Source organism: Cupriavidus plantarum (assembly GCF_905397285.1).
Lineage (GTDB): Bacteria > Pseudomonadota > Gammaproteobacteria > Burkholderiales > Burkholderiaceae > Cupriavidus > Cupriavidus plantarum.
The window spans coordinates 1,212,457-1,231,127 of sequence record NZ_CAJPUX010000001.1; the positions used below are offsets into that span (position 1 = coordinate 1,212,457).

The following is an 18,671-nucleotide window of genomic DNA, read 5'->3' on the forward strand; positions in this document are numbered from 1 at the left end:
TCGATCCGCTGGATGGCTCCCGCTGGTTCGCTCCTGCTGGTTTGCGCCTCAAGCCGGATTGTCCGCTGATTTTGTAGTCTGTATTCTTCAGTGCCGTGCGCCGCGCACGTCCCGACGTCGCGCGCGCCACCGCTGATCTCCTCTCCGACACCAGACGACCATCGCATGACGGACAAATCCAGCGAGCGCATCGCGCTGCCGCCGATTCCCGCGAAACGCTACTTCACGATCGGTGAAGTGAGCGAGCTATGCGCCGTCAAGCCGCATGTGTTGCGCTACTGGGAGCAGGAGTTCACGCAACTCAAACCAGTGAAGCGCCGCGGCAACCGTCGCTACTACCAACACCACGAAGTCCTGCTGATCCGCCGCATCCGCGAACTGCTCTACGAGCAAGGGTTCACGATCAACGGCGCCCGCAACCGCTTGGACGAAGTCCGCCACCACAGCGGCGCCGGCGCACAACCAGACACCGAGGAACCCAGCAGCCACGCACGCGAAGACGCGGCGGTGCTGACGGTCGACCTCAACCAACTCCGCGGCGAACTCGTCGAGGTGCAGCATCTGCTCGCACAACTCAAGGAGATCGCGAAGCACGGATAAAACCTGCACAAGTGACTAGCCATCGGCTAAATCTTGCTGTTATAATCGTCGTCTTTCGGGGCGTAGCGCAGCCTGGTAGCGTACCTGCATGGGGTGCAGGTGGTCGGAGGTTCAAATCCTCTCGCCCCGACCAGAACAGAACCCGCTTGGTTTCAAAACCAAGCGGGTTTTTTCTTTTTGTGGCGTCGCCGAGTGACACCATTTTTTAGATGATTTCTAGTCGGACGCATTCCGCGGCTTGTTAATCTCCCTGCGGTTCCCATCCCAACCATGGTGACTGCCCGCCTGCAAAAGGTGCGCGCATATTGCGGACAGCCGTTCGTAGTAGTTCTCGCCATACCTCGGCAGTATCGTACGCAGTCCCAGCGCTCCGTCGGCTTCACGCCCTTGTCATATGTATCTTCTCGGCGACACTTGGAGGCCGCTGTGCCACTTTTTGACATCTAGGGTAATTTTTACGCGGCTCTGTAGCCCAAAAATTACAAAGTAGCGCGCAGGAATGCGAAAATTGCCGCTTTCGTGTTCGGCAATCCAGGAATGATCACAAACTTGCAACTGGTGAGAGCGCTCGCTGCACTTGCGGTGGTGTTCTACCACACGGGGTACATCGTCCGAGGTCACACCCACACAGAGCTGCAAGGCGTCGCCATTTTTTTCGCGCTCAGTGGATTCCTGATGGCCTATCTTGCCCAGACTTCATCGTCCGCGCGGGACTTCTTCGATAGACGCATCGTTCGTATCGTCCCGCTTTATTGGGCGATGACTATTTTCTCCGTTCTGTGGTTCAACTACGGTCTGGGGAATCCGGTTTATCAGTGGCCGCTTCTGTGGCAGTGGTTAATCCACGACCAGCGTCAATTGCTGGTTTGGCTGTCGTCGCCCCATGGTTTGAACGATGTCGAGCTGTGGGTGCGGCTATTCAAGAGTCTGTTCTTCATTCCGTACAAGAATGACGCGGGCGACTTCCAGCCGCTGTTAGGCGTGGGGTGGACGCTGAATCTTGAGATGTTTTTCTATTTCGTCTTTTCAATTGCATTGATATTCAGTCGAAAAGGCGCCCCCATCATCGCCGCGCTCTTGATCCTGGCCGTAAAAGTCGTCGACGATAAGATGGGCCAGACGAATCCGATCGTTCATTTTTACGCCCACGAGTACACGTGGAATTTCGTGTACGGTATTGCCGCTTACTACGCATGGCGCATGCTCCCATCGGTCATCGGAAGGGTGAAGTGGGTCGTCCAACTTGCGGCGCTCGCCTTCGCCGTCTTCTTCGTGTGGGTCAACTTCGCTACCCATGAAACCCGTCTGCTGGTGAATGACTTTGTTCCCGTGCGATGGGCATTCGTGTTCATGCCTGTGATGGTGGTTTTCTTCGCCCTGGCACTTGACTCAGCCGGGTCCCGCGTGTCGGCTCGTCTCGCCATCTTGCTAGGCGACGCGTCTTACGCGATCTATCTTTCCCACACGATCGTCATCGGGACGCTTTACCCCGTAGGTCAGCGTTGGGCATGGATGAATGCGAGCAAGAGCGCCACCGGCGTGACCATCGCCATGCTGCTGAGCACGATCCTAGGTGTTCTCGTGTATCTGTATGTCGAGAAGCCTTTGCTGAACTGGATCAGGGAGCGAAGAAATCGTCGGAAGGAAGATGCTGATACGTCTGTCGTGCCGGCATGATCTAGCTTTCGGTCGTCTTCCGTTGCGCGTCGAAATGGACAATGTATCAACCGCGCTACAATCGCGGCATGATCTCAAATATCCAGGTTCTTCGCGGTCTCGCTGCGCTCGCCGTCGTCCTGCTTCATTCTGAGTACAAGATTTTCGGAGTGGTCTCGACACAGTTCCAAGGCGTAAGCATCTTCTTCGTCATCAGCGGTTTCATCGTTGCTTACATCACGAAGGGCGGCATGGAAGACTTCATGGCGCGCCGCGTGATTCGAATCGTGCCGATCTATTGGGTCGTGACGGTTTTTGCCTTCTTCTGGCTATCTCTAGGCCAATTCGACTGGGTTCGGCAGAGCTTGTATGAACCCGCTCAGGCGGGCCGTCAGGCGCTCAACGCGCTGCACAACGATGAGTCCGTCATCAACGCGTTGCGGAGCATGTTTTTCATTCCCTATCGCGACTCGGTGAGCGGAGACTATGGGTCGTTCATCTACACGGGGTGGACGCTGAATATCGAGTTCTTCTTCTACGTGCTGTTTGCGATTTTCGGCCTCGCCGGGCGACGCATTGCGATGATCGGTGTGACGATCGTATTCGCGGCGCTGGCATGGCTACATGCGTCCACGCAGTTGGAGGGGCCCTTCGTTCGGTTCTATGGCCAGCAGGTATCGCTGTACATCGTTTCAGGCTTTGTCGTGTACGCGCTTTGGGATAAGTTCGGCCGCGCGGCGTCACTCGCTCCAAAAGGGTTGATCGGTGGCGTGGCGGCAGTAGTTGGGATTCTGCTGGTCATGCTGAATTGCGCTCAGCTCTGGTATCCGTCGATGGGGGCGAGCGCGCCGATGATGGCGCTATATAACCTGCTGCCTCCGCTCGTCGTGCTGGCAGCGCTGTTCCTTCATTCGGCCGGGATCCAATGCAAGTGGCGGCCGCTGATGATCCTCGGTGATATCTCATACGTCCTGTACCTGTGCCACGTGCTCGTGCTCACGACCATGAGCCGCTACGCCACGACATATCCGGTGCTGGATTACAGGGCGGGCGCGTCTGGAATGCTGACCGCGCTGATATTGTGCTGTGCGGTGGCGTGGCTGTTGCACGTCGGGGTGGAAAGACCGCTGTTGCGCTTCGGCAAGTGGTTGCTGGACCTTCGGCGGCGGCCGACGGAAGTCGCCGCCTGAACGTCTTTGCATGCCATGCGCTGCCCGTCAATCGGGAATGAAATGGATGTGTAGAAACTGCCCGAATTAATTTTTGTGGTTGATATACTCCCCTCCACCAATCGATTGAAGCGAGGGGGAGCCGTGAGAGCCGTTATCAAGCGCATCACTACCGTCGAGCAACGTGAGGCAGTGCGGACGGTACTTCGACGTTTGCGTCCCGTGCCCAAGGTCGATGTGCCGCGTTTCGCGGATCGGCTGCATGAATTCTCGGCGCCATACCGGCTTCATCTTGGCTGCGGCAATATCAAGCTCGCGGGCTTCTGCAATGTGGATGCGCTGGAAACGATTGCAGCGGATGCGATCGATGATATCCGGACGCTAGGTCGCTTTCCGGATGGCAGTGCCAGAGAGATCTACGCTTGTCATGTGCTCGAGCACTTCGGCCATGACGAAGTCATTCCACTGTTGAAGCGCTGGTATGCCGTGCTGCAACCGGGCGGCGTCATTCGCATCTCCGTTCCCGATCTGGATCGCATCGTGCGGATCTATCACAAGAATTGGGAGCATTTTCAGAAGCCGGGCAACACGCCATGGATCGGTCTGATCTATGGCGGGCAATCCACGCCATACGACTTCCACAAGACCGGCTTCAATGCGAACTGGCTACGCCATCTGCTCGAGCAGTGCGGTTTCGAGCAATGCAAGGAATATCCCCATGAGCCGCATTTCGTGCCGGGCACGGTGGATGCCTCCGTGGTCAACGCGACGTTCGGGGAGTATTTCTCGCTGAACATGATGGCGCGGCGGCCGTTGTGATGGACCGCGGGCGAAAGCTCACTGAAACAGGCGTTCCCACCATGTCCCATAGCTCGGGTCGTACGGCGCCTTCCATCCCTTTGCCACATTCCTGATCGCATCCTTCTGACACGCGCCGCGCGCGATCTGCCGATGGACTTCCGCGTTGGCCGCTTCGCTCTGGAATACCCGCGCGGTCAATGGCTCCACATCCTCGGGGCATGCCTCGCGTGGATCGAGCGGGCCGACGAAACCATTCCCTCGCATCGGCACGAAGTCGCAAAACCATGCGCGATCGCTGCATGGTCTTTGTTCGTCCATGTAGAGATAGTGCGCGATGCCGAACACGACGACGGCAAGGAAGATAAAAGCGACTCGGACGTTGGCTGCCCTCCACAGATAAAAGGCCGCGCCTGCGACTGCAACAACTCCCATGACATCTCTCCGGTCTTGTGGTCAGCCGTACGGCCTGGCCGAAATGCCCGATCGCAGCGCGGTGGGCACGTACAAGTAGGCGGCGTCGCCGCGCTCGAGGGTGGCGACTGGCGGGTGTGATCGTGCGAACGGCGTCGCGATGGCACACCCTGCGGGTTGGGAAGAACGGGCAGTATCGCCGCGTTCGGTATCGAGGCGGTATCGGCCATGGTCCTACACGGGGCTGTTACGTGCGGTGCCGCACACAAGTAGCTGTCGCTGTTACACCGTAGACTAACGATCACAATTTAAGGGCCCGGCGATTTCCATCGTTGGGCCCTTTGTTTATCGTGGCCCGTGTTTCGTCAACGCGATTGGCCTCTGATGTTTCCAATCTTCGATATTGCGTCCGATCTCGCGTCGGACCTGGCGCAGCCGCGCGAGCACGCTGGCGCCGAGAACAAGTTCTGGTACATGGGCGCGCGCTACGGGCGCACGCTGTTCAAGTCGGGGCGGGCGAATACCGGCGAGCACTGGGCGGAGCGGCTCGCCTGTGATTTGGCGGCGCAGCTTGGTCTGCCATGCGCGGTTTTACGAGTTGGCGTCGATGGGCCCCGTGTACGGCGTGGTCTCACCCGACTTCGTGCCGGCGGAAGGCAACTTGCTCCATGGTGGCGACTTGCTCGCGTACGCCCACGGCATCAGCGCGCGCGAGGTGAGTCGCGATGTACGGGCGCGGCAGCATGGCTTGCGGCGCGTGTTGGACCTACTCCACCGGCTGTCGGCAGGCGGCCTCGGCTTGCCTCCCGGCTTCGTACCGTTTGCAGGCGTCAGTACGCCGCTGCACGTGTTCATCGGCTATCTGGTGTTTGACGCATGGATCGCGAATCAGGATCGCCATGGCGAGAACTGGGGAGTCGTGCTGATGCCGAGTCAGCGGCAGACCTACCTCGCACCCGCGTTCGATCACGGCGCGGCGATGGGCAGAAGTCTGTTGGATCGCGAGCGGCACGAGCGCATGCGCACGCGGGATCGTGGCCGCGATGTTGCCGCCTTCTGTGGGCGCGCTCGCTCGGGGTTTTATCCCAGCGACGCGGATGAGCGGAGCAGGACGAAGCCGATGACGGAAGTCTGCGCCGTAGCGTCGGCATACGCGCCTGACGCCATGCGAGCGTGGTTGGGGCGGCTTTGCGCCATCGAATCGGCGCAAATCGACGCAACGATCGAGCGGATGCCTGCCGATGTCATGACGCCCATTGCCAGGGCGTTCACCGCCCAACTGTTGAAGGTGAACAGAACGAGATTACTCGAGACGCAAATGGGAGACGTTTGAATGAAGACTGTATTTGTTTCCTCGCTGTGTTATGACACGGACGAGCGCGTGGTGGTGGCGCGACTGGATTTCGACGGTACGTGGTATCACTACTCCTATACCCGAGGCGTGCTGCGCGCGATGTACCTGTTGCCTTTCGATTGCAAGGCCAAGGTGCAGCACGTGCAGTATTGGCCCGAGTTGCCGCCGCGCATCGCGGTTCGACGGATGCGGAAGTCCCGGTCGGAATATCCGCGGTTTCTGGCGTGGATGGGGCTCGATGCGCCCGACGCGATGGCGGAGCTCGGCATCTCCGGCGGGATCAAGGCGACCGACTCGTTCCAGACGATGCCGCTGCCAGAGCGGACACCGGAGGGGCAATACGTCACCGACTTCTTCACGCGGGGGTTGTGGCAGGCCGGTCTGCCGAGTGTCGATGCGGCGCGTCGGCTGGCGACAGGCGATCGTCTGTGGCTTATCAAGGATCCCCTCAGCCCGTGGTGCAGCTACAAGCTGTTTGCCGATCCAGACGGCAGAGGACCTTATGTTGGGTATCTGCCGCGACTGTTTGCGACCGATATCGCGCGGCTGCTGGACCGATGCGGTTCCGCCGTGGAGGTTCGGGTCAGACAGGTGAACCAGGACGCTCCGACGGTCATGATGGTGCTGTGCAGGCTGACGTCCCCCTGGCCGGACGGCTTTTTGCCGTTCGATGGTCAGGATGATTTCGTGTCGCTGGCCTCGCCGGACCCCGCCGAGTGTACCGATGAGGGTTGCATCGAATGTGCTTTCCATCGGCAACAGGCAGCATACAAGCGCGGTCACGAAGAGACCGCGATCTCGGCATGAGAAAATTACGCATGTGGGTATTCCGTACGCCCTTGGCGACGACGCAACGGGTACGCATGCTCTGGGCGGTGCCGGTTCTCGCCTCGCTTGCCGGATGTGCAACCGCGCCCGAGCGGGAAATTGTCATGCCTGAATGTTCGTTGCCTGCGCCGGTTTACCCCGCGCAGTCGCGCAGGCTTGGCGAGATGGGGGTGGTCGAGGTGCGTACTGAGTTAGATACAGAGGGGCGGGTGATCGCAGCGCGTGTGCTTCGCTCGTCTGGCATGATCAGGCTTGACGATGCCGCCGTCGAGGCGATGCGGGCGGTCAGGTGTTCGCCGGCGTTGGACAAGCGCACCGGCGACCCGGTGGCTTACGCATTCGAGCAGGCGATTCGATTTCGGCTCGATTGACCGTCTGGCATACGGGCGTTCTTCACCGATGGTTACAGCGTGCCGCGCGTGAGCGGGGGGGCTCAACCTCCCCCTGAGCTTTCCCCTCAGCTTCCCCCTCAGCCCCTCGGGACTCATCCCGCCTCCGCGCATAACCCCTCGCGGCGCCGAGCAGATCCACCTCCGCGCCAATCGCCCGCATCCGTGCGAATACCCGTTCCAGTTCATCGGGGGAGAGGGCCAGTTGGGCAGCGCCGAAGAACAGCATTTGTGGCGCCATTTCGCGCGGGTGCGAGCCGCCCGTGTACTTGCGCCATTGATGGTCGTCGGCAAGGCCGAATAGGGTGGCCATGCTCTTGCCCGTGCGGCTGAGGTCCTGCTTGAGTCTGCGCAGGTCATGCGGTTGCGGTGGTCGGTATCGCATGCGCGGTCTGCCTTGTCAGTGGCGTTGTCATCTGATGTAAACCGATGCTAATGCCAAGGCGGGCAGGATCAATCGCCAAATCCTGAATGTGAAAGGCAGCCGTAACGGGAACCGCGTCCGCGAGGTCGGTTTGAATCCGCGTCGTTCCGTTGCTAGGATGGAAGTTCGCATCCAATTCACAGGAGGAACTTCATGTCTGACAAGGACAGCGGGATCGGTATTGCCGGCACGACGTGCATCGCGTTCGCGGTGGCGGGGCTTGCGCTCGCGGCGTCGTTCATCCTCGCGTACTACGCGGTCAATCCGAAGCGTATCACGCAGAGCGGGGGCTGAGCGTCAGGCGCGGTCCGCGCGGACCCATGAGGGAGCGGTCGTTGCGCGGCGGCGCGCCGTCCGCGCCCGCCATTCCCTCGACCCGGAAGACCGACACCGCGGCAGAGAGCCGTTGCGCCTGCTCCTCCAACGCGCCAGCTGCCGCCGCAGCCTGTTCCACGAGCGCCGCGTTCTGCTGCGTGACCTCGTCCATCTGCGTCACGGCCACGTTGACCTGATCGATACCGCTGCTTTGCTCCGCGGCCGCCGCGGCGATCTCGTTCATGATGTCGCTTACACGCGCAATGGCGCTGACGATCTCGTCCATCGTCGTGCCCGAGCGCGACACGAGGTCGGCGCCCGATTCCACGCGCGACGTGGACGCATCGATCAGCCCCTTGATTTCCTTGGCCGCGCCCGCGCTGCGTTGCGCGAGCGAGCGGACCTCGGACGCCACCACCGCGAAACCGCGTCCCTGTTCGCCGGCACGCGCCGCCTCCACCGCCGCGTTGAGCGCGAGGATGTTGGTCTGGAATGCGATGCTCTCGATCACGCCAACGATCTCGGCGATCTTGCGCGAGTCGCTGACGATATGGTTCATCGTGCCGACCACTTCCTTCGTCAGTTCGCCCCCCTGCGCCGCGAGGCCGGATGCGCCCTGGGCCAGCTGGCTCGCCTGACGGGCGTTCTCGGCGGTCTGCTTGACCGTCGAGGTCAGCTCTTCCATGCTGGCGGCGGTCTCCTCGAGCGAGGCAGCCTGTTCCTCCGTGCGCTGCGACAGGTCCGTATTGCCCGACGAGATTTCGCGCACGCCGACGTTGATCGACTCCGCGCCGCTGCGAACCGTGCCGACCGTCTCGATCAGCGATGCCTGCATCTGCTGGAGCGCCGCGCTCAGGCGGCCCATTTCATTCTTGCTGACCACTTCGACGCGCGCGGTCAGGTCGCCGCTGGCAATCCGCTGGAACTGCGCAACGGCCGCGTTCACCGGCACCACGATCGCGCGCATCATCACCGCGCGGCCGATGCCGGCCAGCAGCAGCGCGCCCACGAGGCCGACACCCACGGCCCACGTGAGCAGCCGGAAGTTTGCCTGCGCGGCTTCATAGCGCTGCTGTCCACGGTCGAGATGATGCTGCTCCAGCGTCAGCATGGCCTTTTCATAGGCGCTGTACAACGGCGGGAGTTTTTTGGCCTGCAACTGCAGGAAGGTCTGGCGGTCACCGCTCTTGAGCGCGGCCAGGGCCGGCTGAATGCCTTCGGACAGGAACTTCGCCCGCTTGTCCTGCATGTCTCGGACGAGCTTCTGGTCCTCTTCGTCCGGGCTGGCGAGGCTGACGTAATGCTCGAGCCGTTCGTTGGCGTTCTTGAGGTATTGGTCGAACCGCTTGAGCGTCGCGTTGGCGGCTTCCTGATCGTTGAGTTCGATCAGCGCGGCATAGGTCGCCAGCGCGAGGCGCAGCCGCAGCAGTTGCCCGGCGCTGCCTTCGAGATCCGCCACGGCGGGCGTATCCACGGTGTACATCTGTTTCAGGGATTCATTCCCGGCGCGCATGGACAGCAGGCCAGCGGCCGCGCCGACGATCAGCGCGAATCCGAAGAACGCGATCATGAGGCTGAGCTGACCGCGAATCGTGAGGTGCTTCCACATTGTCTTCCTCCTTTTTATTGGGAGCGCGCTCAGTTTTGAGGAGCCCCAAGGTGGTCAACGGATGCGGAAGCCCGGTTCTGAAGAGAGGGTTTGCACTGAGTCAGGGAGGGGAGCAGAAGCAGGTGGACGCGCCCCCGCCCCCGCCGCCCGTCAATCCTTCGCCTTGGCCCGCTCGATCGTCATATGCGTCGGCATCATGTTCACCGTCGCGTTGTGCATGACCCAGAGCGAGCCCGCCACGACGATGACGATGGCGAACATCGTGCACAGGAAGATGCCCGTATTGAAACGCTGCCCCGGACGCCCACCCAGATGCAGAAAGAACACGAGTTGCACGAGCAGCTGCGCGACGCACAGCACGACGATGGTCGCGAGACCCATGCCCCTGGGCACCACGTCGTACATCACCGCGCCGAAGGACGCGAAGGTGAGCAGCAGGCAGAGCAGGAAGCCGATGACATAGCCCGTCAGGCTGCCATGGCTGTCGTCATGGGCGTGGCTGTCGCGTGGGCTGGTGTGAAGCGTGTGAGTGCTCATACGAACTCCCGCAGATAGACGAAGGTGAACACGCAGATCCAGATGAGATCGAGAAAGTGCCAGAACAGGCTGAGGCAGGCCATGCGGCGTCGCGTGACGGCGTCGAGGCCGTAGGTCTTCAGCTGATGCATCATCACGAGCAGCCAAAGCAGGCCGGCGCTCACGTGCAGGCCGTGCGTGCCGACCAGCGCGTAATAGGCCGACAGCGACGCGCTCACATTGGGGCCCGCGCCCCGGTGAATCAGCTCGGCGAACTCGTGGATCTCCATCGCGATGAAGCCCGCGCCAAACAGGAACGTGATGGCGAGCCACACGATCGTGCGCTGCGTGCGGCCCGCGTACAGGTTCAGCATTGCCACGCCGAACGTGAAGCTGCTCAGCAGCAGCAGCATCGTCTCGCCGAGCACGAAAGGCAGTTCGAACAACTGCTGGCCGCTTGGACCGCCCGCCGTGTTGTTGACGAGCACGCCGAACGTCGCGAACAGCGTCGCGAAGATCAGGCAGTCGCTCATCAGGTAAAGCCAGAAACCGAGCGTCAGCGTGGTGCCACTGTCATGGCTGTCGTGGGCGTGGGCATCGTGATCTCCATGGCCATCGGCGTGACCATGGGCGGTAACGGAAAGGACTTGGCTCATGGTCAGGCGGCTTCCTTCAGTTGGGCAAAGCGTGCGTTCTCGATGCGCGCGACTTCCTCGGCGGGCACGTAGTAGTCGACGTCGCGGTTGTAGCTGCGCGCGATGAACGTGCCGATGACGCCGATCAGGCCGCCGATGGCAACGGCCCACATATGCCAGACCAGCGCGAAGCACAGCAGCAGGCCGAACATGGAAACGATGAAGCCGTCACCGGTGTTCTTCGGCATATGAATGGCTTCATAACGCGCCGGTTGCTTGTACGCACGGCCCGCTTCCTTGTCGTCCCAGTGCTGCTCGAGCGAGGTGATGCGCGGCACCACGGCGAAGTTGTAGAACGGCGCGGGCGAAGCGGTCGCCCATTCGAGGCTGCGGCCATCCCACGGATCGCCCGTGAGGTCGACGTTGTCCTTGCGGTCGCGAACGCTGACGTAGAGCTGGATCAGGAAGGCGAGGATACCGGCCGCGATCACGAAGGCGCCGATCAGTGCGACGACGAGATACGGATGCCAGTCGACGTTCGCGTAATGGTTCATCCGGCGCGTCATGCCCTTGAAGCCGAGCACGTACAGCGGCATGAAGGCGAGGTAGAAGCCGACCATCCAGCACCAGAAGGAGATCTTGCCCCAGCGCTCGTTGAGCGTGAAGCCGAACACCTTCGGGAACCAGAAGCTGATCGCGGCCAGGCAGCCGAACAGCACGCCGCCAATGATCACGTTGTGGAAGTGGGCGATCAGGAACAGGCTGTTATGCAGCACGAAGTCCGCGCCAGGCACGGCGAGCAGCACGCCGGTCATGCCGCCCACCGCGAACGTGACCATGAAGCCGATGGTCCAGAGCGTGGACGAGTGATAGCGGATACGGCCGCGGTACATCGTGAACAGCCAGTTGAACAGCTTGACCCCGGTCGGAATCGAGATGATCGACGTCATGATGCCGAAGAACGCGTTCACGTTGGCGCCCGACCCCATCGTGAAGAAGTGGTGCAGCCAGACGAAGAACGAGAGCACGCCGATCGACGACGTGGCGTACACCATCGAGGTGTAGCCGAACAGCGGTTTGCGCGAGAACGTCGAGATGATCTCCGAGAACGCGCCGAAGCAGGGCAGGATCAGGATGTAGACCTCGGGGTGGCCCCAGACCCAGATCAGGTTCACGTACATCATGGCATTGCCACCAAGCTCGTTGGTGAAGAAATGCATGTCGAGGTAGCGGTCCAGCGTCAGCAGCGCGAGCGTGGCGGTGAGCACGGGGAACACGGCGACGATCAGGATGTTGGTGATCAGCGCGGTCCACGTGAACACGGGCATCTTCATCAGGTTGAGGCCAGGCGCGCGCATGCGCAGGATGGTCACGATGAAGTTGATGCCGGTCAGCGTGGTCCCTAACCCCGATATCTGTAATGACCAGATGTAGTAGTCCACCCCCACGGTTGGACTGTAGCCAAGCTCGGATAATGGCGGGTATGCGACCCAGCCTGTGGCCGCGAAGTCGCCGACGAACATCGACATCATCACGAGCACGGCGCCCATCGCCGACAGCCAGAAACTCAGTGAATTGACGAACGGAAAGGCCACGTCGCGCGCGCCGATCTGCAGCGGCACGATGACGTTCATCAGGCCGAGGATCAGCGGCGTCGCCACGAAGAAGATCATGATGACGCCGTGCGCCGTGAAGATCTGGTCGTAGTGGTGCGGCGGCAGGTAGCCAAGATTGTCGCCGTAGGCCATGGCCTGCTGCAGGCGCATCATGATGGCGTCGGCGAAGCCGCGCAGCAGCATGATCAGGGCCATGATGATGTACATCACGCCGATCTTCTTGTGATCGACCGAGGTGATCCACTCCGTCCAGAGGTACTTCCACTTGCCGAAATACGTGATCGCGCCGAGCAGCGTGGCGCCGCCAAGCAGCACGACCGCGAGCGTGACCATGATGATCGGCTCGTGATACGGGATGGCGTCGAGATTGAGTTTGCCGAACATGGCTGGTTACTCCGTCACGCTGCCGGTCGCGGCCGCGCGGGGGACAGGATTGGTAATGGCGTTGAAGGCTTGCAGCGCGGCCGGGCTGTCGGTGCGGCAGACGGGATCGGTGGCCTTCATGTACTTGTCGACGGTGCCGGCGAACAGCGCGGGCGCGACGGTGGAGTACGTCGTGACCGGGTCCTTCGTGCTGGGCTTTTCCAGCGCGCGGTACACGGACTCGGTGAGCGGCGTGGACGAGCGTTTCGCCTCGGCGACCCATGCATCGAAGTCCGCGCGCGACGTCGCGAACGTCTTGAAGTGCATATCGGAGAAGCCCTCGCCGCTATACGCGGCCGACTGGCCAAGGTAGACGCCGGGCGTATCGGCGATCAGATGGAGCCTGGTCTGCATGCCCGCCATCGCGTACACCATGCTGCCGAGTTGCGGAATGAAGAACGAATTCATCATCGACTCGGATGTAATCTTGAAATTGATCGGCGTGTCGACGGGAATCGCCAACTGGTTCAGCGAGGCGACGCCGTACTGCGGATAGATGAACAGCCACTTCCAGTTGAGCGCGATGACCTCGACTTCCACGGGCTCCACCTTCGAGTCCAGCGGACGATACGGGTCGAGCTTGTGCGTGGAGGTCCAGATCAGGAAGCCGAGGAAGGCCACGATCACGCAGGGGATGGTCCATACGACGATCTCGATCTTCGTCGAGTGCGACCACTTCGGCGCGTACGTTGCCTTTGTGTTGGCGTCCCGATAGCGCCACGCGAACACCAGCGTGAGCACGATGACCGGAATGACCACGAGCAACATCAGGAACAGCGAGACGAGGATCAGGTGTTTGGCCTGATGCCCGATATCGCCTTTGGGGGAGAGCAACTCGATGGTGCAGCCGGAGAGCAGCAACATGGTGCCTGCGGCGAGCGCGAGGCCCGCGGCGCGCCGCCAGCCGGAGCCAGACGGGGATGGACAAGTACGCATACGAGGGTTTTAATGTATGGAAATACGGGATGCCGAGGCGGAAGATAAGGTAAGACAACGCCCATACAAGCGACCCGATATCAACAAAACAACAGGATTCGCCCTGACCCATGCGTGAAAAGATTTCCATACAAGACGACGGCGCCACGGCGTGGCTGACGGGCTTCAGCGCCGGAGGCGGCGCACGGTATCTCCAGATCGTGGGCCGCATCGAGCAGGCGATTGCGGACGGCACATTGGTCCCGGGCGACCGATTACCGCCGCAGCGCCGGATTGCCGCGCTGCTAGGCGTGGACCTGACCACGGTCACACGCGCGCTGACGGAGGCGCGCCGACGGCATCTGATCGAAGCGCGCGGCGCGCTCGGCACGTTCATTGCCGCGCCGCGCGTCGAACTTGCGCAGCGCGTGGACCTGAGCATGAACGTGCCGCCGCCGCCCGATGGCGTCGATTTCGACGATCTGATGCGGCGCGGAGTCTCGCAGGTGTTGCTGCGCGCCGATGCAAGCCTGCTGATGACGTATCAGCTCGGCGGTGGGAGTCACAGCGATCGCGCGGCCGGCGTGATGTGGCTCGCGCCGATGCTTGGCGCGGTGGAGCCGGACCGGTTGATGGTGAGTCCCGGCGCGCAGGCGGCGCTCGCGGCGCTCATCCTGTCGCAGACACAGCCCGGCGACGCGATTGCCACGGAGCCGCTGGCATACCCGGGCATCCGGCTCGCGGCCGAGCAACTGGGCCGCCGCGTCGTCGCGGTGGATGTGGACGCCGATGGCATGCGGCCCGACGCGCTTGCGGAGGCGTGTCGCGGGCAGGCGGAGGGACGAGGGGATGGACGACCGGAGGGCGGCGCTGTGCGCCTCGTCTATCTGAACCCGACGACGCAGAACCCGACCACATGGACGATGCCCGAATCGCGACGCCATGAGCTCCTCGCCACGGCCGCGCGGCACGGCCTGCTGATCGTGGAGGACGATCCGTACTGGCTGCTGACGCCCGACGCGCCCACACCCCTGGCGCGCCTCGCGCCGGACCGGGTCTGCTACATCTCGACGATGTCGAAGTGCCTGAGCCCCGGGCTGCGGACCGCGTTCGTGGTGTTGCCCGCGAGCGTGTCGGAGGATGGCGTGCTGGCGGCCCTGCGCGCGTTCGCGCTGATGTCCGCGCCGCTGACGACGGCGGTGACGACGCAATGGATCCACGATGGCGCCGCACAGACGCTGCTCTCCGGCATTCGGCGCGAAGCGGCCGCGCGCCAGGGCATCGCGCGGCAGTTGCTATCGAGCGTGGGGCAGGCGCCGCCGAGCGGCATCCACCTGTGGTACACGCTGCCGAGCTACTGGACCTCGCAGGCGCTGGCGAACGCCGCGCGCGCCGAGGAGCTGCGCGTCACGCCATCGGAAGCGTTTGAGGTCGGGACGAAGCGCGCCAACGCGATTCGGATTTCGCTCGGGGGCGCGGAAGACCGGTTGCTGCTGGCGAGCGGATTGCGTCGACTCGCCGATCTGCTCGCCCGCAGACCGGACGGCATTCGCGAAATCGTCGTATAGATCGCGAAAATCAGATCAAGGCGGGAAGAAAAAAAAGTCGCGGCAGGCCGTGCGGGCTGGTGAGGGGTGCCCGCAAGAGGGGAGAGCAAGACGAGGAGGAGGAGGGGTCTTGCTGCATAACGGCCTTCTTGCCGCGACCTCGGAAAATCAGCCCATGGTGCAGGGCGGCGTGTGCGCGGCGACGATGCGTTCCGCGCGCTCGAGGTTCTGCGGGTAATCGTTGTCGTTACCGGCGGGGTTGAAACCCGCGGCTTCGAGGTTGGCCAGTTCGCGCTCGAGGCTCGCATGCGTGACCGGCGCGTTGCACGGTTGCGGCTTGCCGAGCTTGAGCGCGGCGAGCGTCTGCCGCTGCGCCGCGGTCTCGGCGTGGGCGGTCTGCACATGCAGCGCGGCGAACGCGCTGGCGGCGAGGATCAGGGCCTGGAACGCCGTGGTCATGTTCAGGCGATTGAGGCTTCCGGTAGTTACGGTGCGTGCGGTACGTGCTGGCATGATGCGTTCTCCGTGGACGATGAGTGCGTGGCGTCGAACCATGGAATGCATCGTAGCGGCACAGTGCCGAATGCGACGGATACAGTGCGCGAAGTGGCCGGGCAACACAGTTGGCGCGGACGTTCCAACGCGGTTTTGTTGGGTGATTGCGGTTCCGCACGATGTCGGCGCTGAGCTTCGCTGCAACCTTCGCAACTGTATCCGTCGGTTCTGCCGGGGCTCTCTTACTCTTCGCAACACGGCACGAACGGATGCCGCTGCCCACCGAAGAGAGCCCAGCGATGCACGACATAACCGCACTAGATCTCGCGCGTATCCAGTTTGGATTCACAGTTTCCTTCCACATCATCTTTCCCGCGATCACGATTGGCCTCGCCAGTTATCTCGCGGTGCTCGAAGGTTGCTGGCTGCGCACCAAAGACCCTGTCTACAAGACCCTGTTCCACTTCTGGGTGAAGATTTTCGCCATCAACTTTGGGATGGGCGTCGTGTCGGGCCTCGTGATGGCCTACCAGTTCGGCACCAACTGGAGCTTCTTCTCGGAATTCGCCGGCGGCGTGACCGGACCGCTCCTCACGTACGAAGTGCTCACGGCCTTCTTCCTGGAAGCGGGCTTCCTCGGCGTGATGCTGTTCGGCTGGAATCGCGTCGGTCCCGGCCTGCACTTCCTGTCGACCATCATGGTCGCCGTTGGCACGCTGATCTCGACGACGTGGATCCTCGCATCGAACAGCTGGATGCAGACGCCGCAGGGCTACGAGATCCTGAACGGCCGCGTGGTGCCGACCGACTGGCTCGCCGTCATCTTCAACCCGTCGTTCCCGTACCGCCTGGCGCATATGAGCATTGCCGCGTATGTGTCCACGGCGCTGTTCGTGGCGGCCGCCGGTGCCTGGCTGCTGCTGAAGGACAAGTCGGTGGTGCCCGCCCGCAAGATGCTGTCGATGGCGATGTGGATGCTGTTGATCATCGCGCCGGTGCAGGCCTTCGTAGGCGATCAGCATGGCCTCAATACGCTCAAGTACCAGCCGGCCAAGATCGCCGCGATGGAAGGGCACTGGGATACAGCGCCCAAGGGCGATACCGACGGCTTTCCGCTGATCGTGTTCGGCATTCCCGATATGGACAAGGAAGTCACGAAATACGCGATCGAAATTCCGCGTCTCGGCAGCCTGATCCTGACCCACAGCCTCGATGGCCAGATCGAGGGCCTGAAAGACTTTCCCAAGGCCGACCGCCCGAACTCGACCGTGATCTTCTTCACGTTCCGCGCGATGGTCGCGCTCGGTGTGCTGATGATCCTGTTCGGCGTGCTCGGTGTGGTCCTGCGCCGCAACGGCGCGCTGTTTCGCAATCGCCTGTTCCTGCGCCTTGCGGTGGCCATGGGTCCGACCGGGCTGATGGCGCTGCTGGCCGGATGGCTGACCACCGAGATCGGCCGCCAGCCGTGGGTTGTCTATGGCCTGCTGCGCACGAGCGACGCGGTATCGCGCCATGACGTCGGCCCGATCGCGGGTTCGCTTGCCGCCTTCGTGGTCGTCTACTTCCTGCTGTTCGGCACGGGCATCCGCTACATGCTCAAGCTCGTGAACAAGGGGCCGGACGGCAGCGCCCACGACGACGTGACGCCCGGCCACATTCCGGTGCCCCCGCAGGCGGTGCCCATGGGTAGCGCCGCATCCGGGACCGTCGCGGGTACCGCCGCTGCGCAGTTCAGCAACCATTAATCGGCTAACGAGGCAAACTGTCATGGGAATCGATCTCCCTCTCATCTGGGTCACGCTGATCTACTTCGGCGTGATGATGTACGTGGTCATGGACGGCTTCGATCTGGGCATCGGCATCATGTTTCCTTTCGTGAAAGACCGTACGGACCGCGATGTGATGATGAACACCGTCGCGCCGGTCTGGGACGGCAACGAAACGTGGCTCGTGCTGGGCGGCGCGGCGCTGTTCGGCGCGTTCCCGCTCGCCTATGGCGTGGTGCTGAGCGCGCTGTACATACCGCTCATCGGCATGCTGCTCGCGCTGATCTTCCGCGGCGTCGCGTTCGAGTTCCGCTTCAAGGCGAGCGACCGCACGCGGCATCTCTGGGACAAGGCGTTCATCGGCGGCTCGGCGCTGGCCGGCTTCTTCCAGGGCGTCGCGCTCGGGGCGTACATCAACGGCATTCCGGTCAACGGGCATGACTACACCGGTGGCGCGTTCGACTGGTTCGCGCCGTTCCCGCTGTTCACCGGCCTCGGCGTCGTGGTCGCCTACGCGTTCCTCGGCTGCACGTGGCTGATCATGAAGACGGAAGGCCGACTGCAGGGCCGCATGATCGCCGCCGCCACGCCGCTGACGGCGATGATGCTGATCTTCATCGCGGTCACCAGCGTGTGGACGCCGCTCACGCACCCCGAGATCGCGCAACGGTGGTTCTCCCTGCCGAACCTGTACTGGTTCGCGCCGGTGCCGCTGCTCGTGCTCGCGTCCGCGTTCGGCATCATCCGCGTGCTCGGCAGCCGGCCGAACGCCGGGCCGTTCCTCTTCGCGCTGCTGATGGTATTCGTCGGCTATACGGGCCTCGCGATCAGCGTGTGGCCGAACATCATTCCGCCCGACGTATCGATCTGGCAGGCTTCGTCGCCGCCGCAAAGCCAGGGCTTCACGCTCGTGGGCGCGCTGTTCATCGTGCCGATCATCCTCACGTATTCGTCGTGGTCGTACTACGTGTTCCGCGGCAAGGTCAAGGCAGGGGAGGGGTATCACTAATGAACGATCGAAACTTCGACCCCAGGTTGCATCGAGACCCGGAGAACCCATCGGCAACGGGTGCCGAAGGTAGCCTCGGCCTCCGGCTGGGATGGATGGCGTTGCTGTGGCTCGGCGGCGTGGGCACGGTGTTCGTGTTTGCGACGATCATGCGGCTGCTGATGCGGCTCGGCGGACTCGTCTCCTGACCGCG

The 18,671-nt window shown here is 62.4% G+C and carries 19 protein-coding genes and 1 tRNA gene; 13 read left to right on the forward strand and 7 right to left on the reverse strand.

Annotated features, from left to right (window positions below; genetic code table 11):
- The first annotated feature begins 165 nt into the window (after nt 1-165).
- From KHP16_RS05610 to KHP16_RS05630, 5 genes are all read left to right on the forward strand, one after another.
- Nucleotides 166-600, forward strand: a complete 435-nt coding sequence (locus KHP16_RS05610) for a MerR family transcriptional regulator (RefSeq protein WP_109581406.1) — start codon at nt 166-168, stop codon at nt 598-600.
- A 56-nt stretch (nt 601-656) separates the two neighbouring features.
- Nucleotides 657-733: transfer RNA gene (locus KHP16_RS05615), tRNA-Pro, on the forward strand.
- A 386-nt stretch (nt 734-1,119) separates the two neighbouring features.
- Nucleotides 1,120-2,277 (forward strand): acyltransferase family protein, encoded by a 1,158-nt coding sequence (locus KHP16_RS05620; RefSeq protein ID WP_211959718.1) that lies wholly within the window; start codon nt 1,120-1,122, stop codon nt 2,275-2,277.
- 41 nt (nt 2,278-2,318) lie between these two features.
- Nucleotides 2,319-3,446, forward strand: coding sequence for an acyltransferase family protein (locus KHP16_RS05625; protein ID WP_211959719.1), 1,128 nt, complete (start codon nt 2,319-2,321; stop codon nt 3,444-3,446).
- Nucleotides 3,447-3,569: 123 nt separating this feature from the next.
- Entirely contained in the window at nt 3,570-4,244 is a 675-nt protein-coding gene (locus tag KHP16_RS05630) for a class I SAM-dependent methyltransferase (RefSeq protein ID WP_244835650.1), read from the forward strand.
- A gap of 18 nt (nt 4,245-4,262) precedes the next feature.
- Here KHP16_RS05630 and KHP16_RS05635 read toward each other — a convergent pair whose 3' ends face one another.
- Entirely contained in the window at nt 4,263-4,658 is a 396-nt protein-coding gene (locus KHP16_RS05635) for a hypothetical protein (protein WP_109581402.1), read from the reverse strand.
- Between the two features lie 586 nt (nt 4,659-5,244).
- Here KHP16_RS05635 and KHP16_RS05640 point away from each other — a divergent pair.
- From KHP16_RS05640 to KHP16_RS05655, 4 genes are all read left to right on the forward strand, one after another.
- Complete coding sequence (locus tag KHP16_RS05640; RefSeq protein ID WP_211959720.1) at nt 5,245-5,970, forward strand: HipA domain-containing protein; 726 nt, start codon at nt 5,245-5,247, stop codon at nt 5,968-5,970.
- Between the two features lie 51 nt (nt 5,971-6,021).
- A complete protein-coding gene (locus KHP16_RS05645) occupies nt 6,022-6,798 on the forward strand; it encodes a hypothetical protein (protein ID WP_211959721.1) in 777 nt (258 codons plus the stop codon).
- Between the two features lie 11 nt (nt 6,799-6,809).
- Nucleotides 6,810-7,190, forward strand: a complete 381-nt coding sequence (locus tag KHP16_RS05650) for an energy transducer TonB (protein ID WP_211959722.1) — start codon at nt 6,810-6,812, stop codon at nt 7,188-7,190.
- A gap of 595 nt (nt 7,191-7,785) precedes the next feature.
- Nucleotides 7,786-7,926 carry a hypothetical protein gene (locus KHP16_RS05655; RefSeq protein WP_167468371.1) on the forward strand — a complete coding sequence of 47 codons (141 nt, stop codon included), beginning with the start codon at nt 7,786-7,788 and terminating at the stop codon, nt 7,924-7,926.
- Here the strand turns inward: KHP16_RS05655 and KHP16_RS05660 are convergent.
- The 5 genes from KHP16_RS05660 to cyoA form a co-directional block, all read right to left on the reverse strand.
- A complete protein-coding gene (locus KHP16_RS05660) occupies nt 7,907-9,556 on the reverse strand; it encodes a methyl-accepting chemotaxis protein (RefSeq protein WP_115952126.1) in 1,650 nt (549 codons plus the stop codon). The genes KHP16_RS05655 and KHP16_RS05660 overlap by 20 nt on opposite strands.
- Before the next feature lie 150 nt (nt 9,557-9,706).
- Nucleotides 9,707-10,093, reverse strand: coding sequence for a cytochrome o ubiquinol oxidase subunit IV (gene cyoD / locus KHP16_RS05665; RefSeq protein WP_109581399.1), 387 nt, complete (start codon nt 10,091-10,093; stop codon nt 9,707-9,709).
- Nucleotides 10,090-10,728, reverse strand: a complete 639-nt coding sequence (gene cyoC / locus KHP16_RS05670; protein WP_109581398.1) for a cytochrome o ubiquinol oxidase subunit III — start codon at nt 10,726-10,728, stop codon at nt 10,090-10,092. The genes cyoD and cyoC overlap by 4 nt, the downstream gene beginning before the upstream one ends.
- A 2-nt stretch (nt 10,729-10,730) precedes the next feature.
- Nucleotides 10,731-12,707, reverse strand: a complete 1,977-nt coding sequence (cyoB, locus tag KHP16_RS05675) for a cytochrome o ubiquinol oxidase subunit I (protein ID WP_211959723.1) — start codon at nt 12,705-12,707, stop codon at nt 10,731-10,733.
- 6 nt (nt 12,708-12,713) lie between these two features.
- A complete protein-coding gene (gene cyoA, locus KHP16_RS05680; protein WP_244835651.1) occupies nt 12,714-13,610 on the reverse strand; it encodes a ubiquinol oxidase subunit II in 897 nt (298 codons plus the stop codon).
- Nucleotides 13,611-13,792: 182 nt separating this feature from the next.
- Here cyoA and KHP16_RS05685 point away from each other — a divergent pair, with 182 nt between their 5' ends.
- Nucleotides 13,793-15,229, forward strand: coding sequence for an aminotransferase-like domain-containing protein (locus KHP16_RS05685; protein WP_211959724.1), 1,437 nt, complete (start codon nt 13,793-13,795; stop codon nt 15,227-15,229).
- Nucleotides 15,230-15,376: 147 nt separating this feature from the next.
- Here KHP16_RS05685 and KHP16_RS05690 read toward each other — a convergent pair whose 3' ends face one another.
- Nucleotides 15,377-15,721 carry a DUF4148 domain-containing protein gene (locus KHP16_RS05690; protein ID WP_167468372.1) on the reverse strand — a complete coding sequence of 115 codons (345 nt, stop codon included), beginning with the start codon at nt 15,719-15,721 and terminating at the stop codon, nt 15,377-15,379.
- Between the two features lie 281 nt (nt 15,722-16,002).
- Here KHP16_RS05690 and KHP16_RS05695 point away from each other — a divergent pair, with 281 nt between their 5' ends.
- The 3 genes from KHP16_RS05695 to KHP16_RS05705 are packed head-to-tail and all read left to right on the forward strand — an operon-like array spanning nt 16,003 to nt 18,666.
- Complete coding sequence (locus KHP16_RS05695) at nt 16,003-17,448, forward strand: cytochrome ubiquinol oxidase subunit I (protein ID WP_211959725.1); 1,446 nt, start codon at nt 16,003-16,005, stop codon at nt 17,446-17,448.
- Between the two features lie 22 nt (nt 17,449-17,470).
- Nucleotides 17,471-18,478, forward strand: coding sequence for a cytochrome d ubiquinol oxidase subunit II (gene cydB / locus KHP16_RS05700; RefSeq protein WP_109581393.1), 1,008 nt, complete (start codon nt 17,471-17,473; stop codon nt 18,476-18,478).
- On the forward strand, nt 18,478-18,666 hold the full coding sequence (locus KHP16_RS05705) for a DUF2474 domain-containing protein (protein WP_211960027.1): 189 nt from the start codon (nt 18,478-18,480) through the stop codon (nt 18,664-18,666). Before cydB ends, KHP16_RS05705 begins: the two co-directional genes overlap by 1 nt.
- The last annotated feature ends 5 nt before the right edge of the window (nt 18,667-18,671 follow it).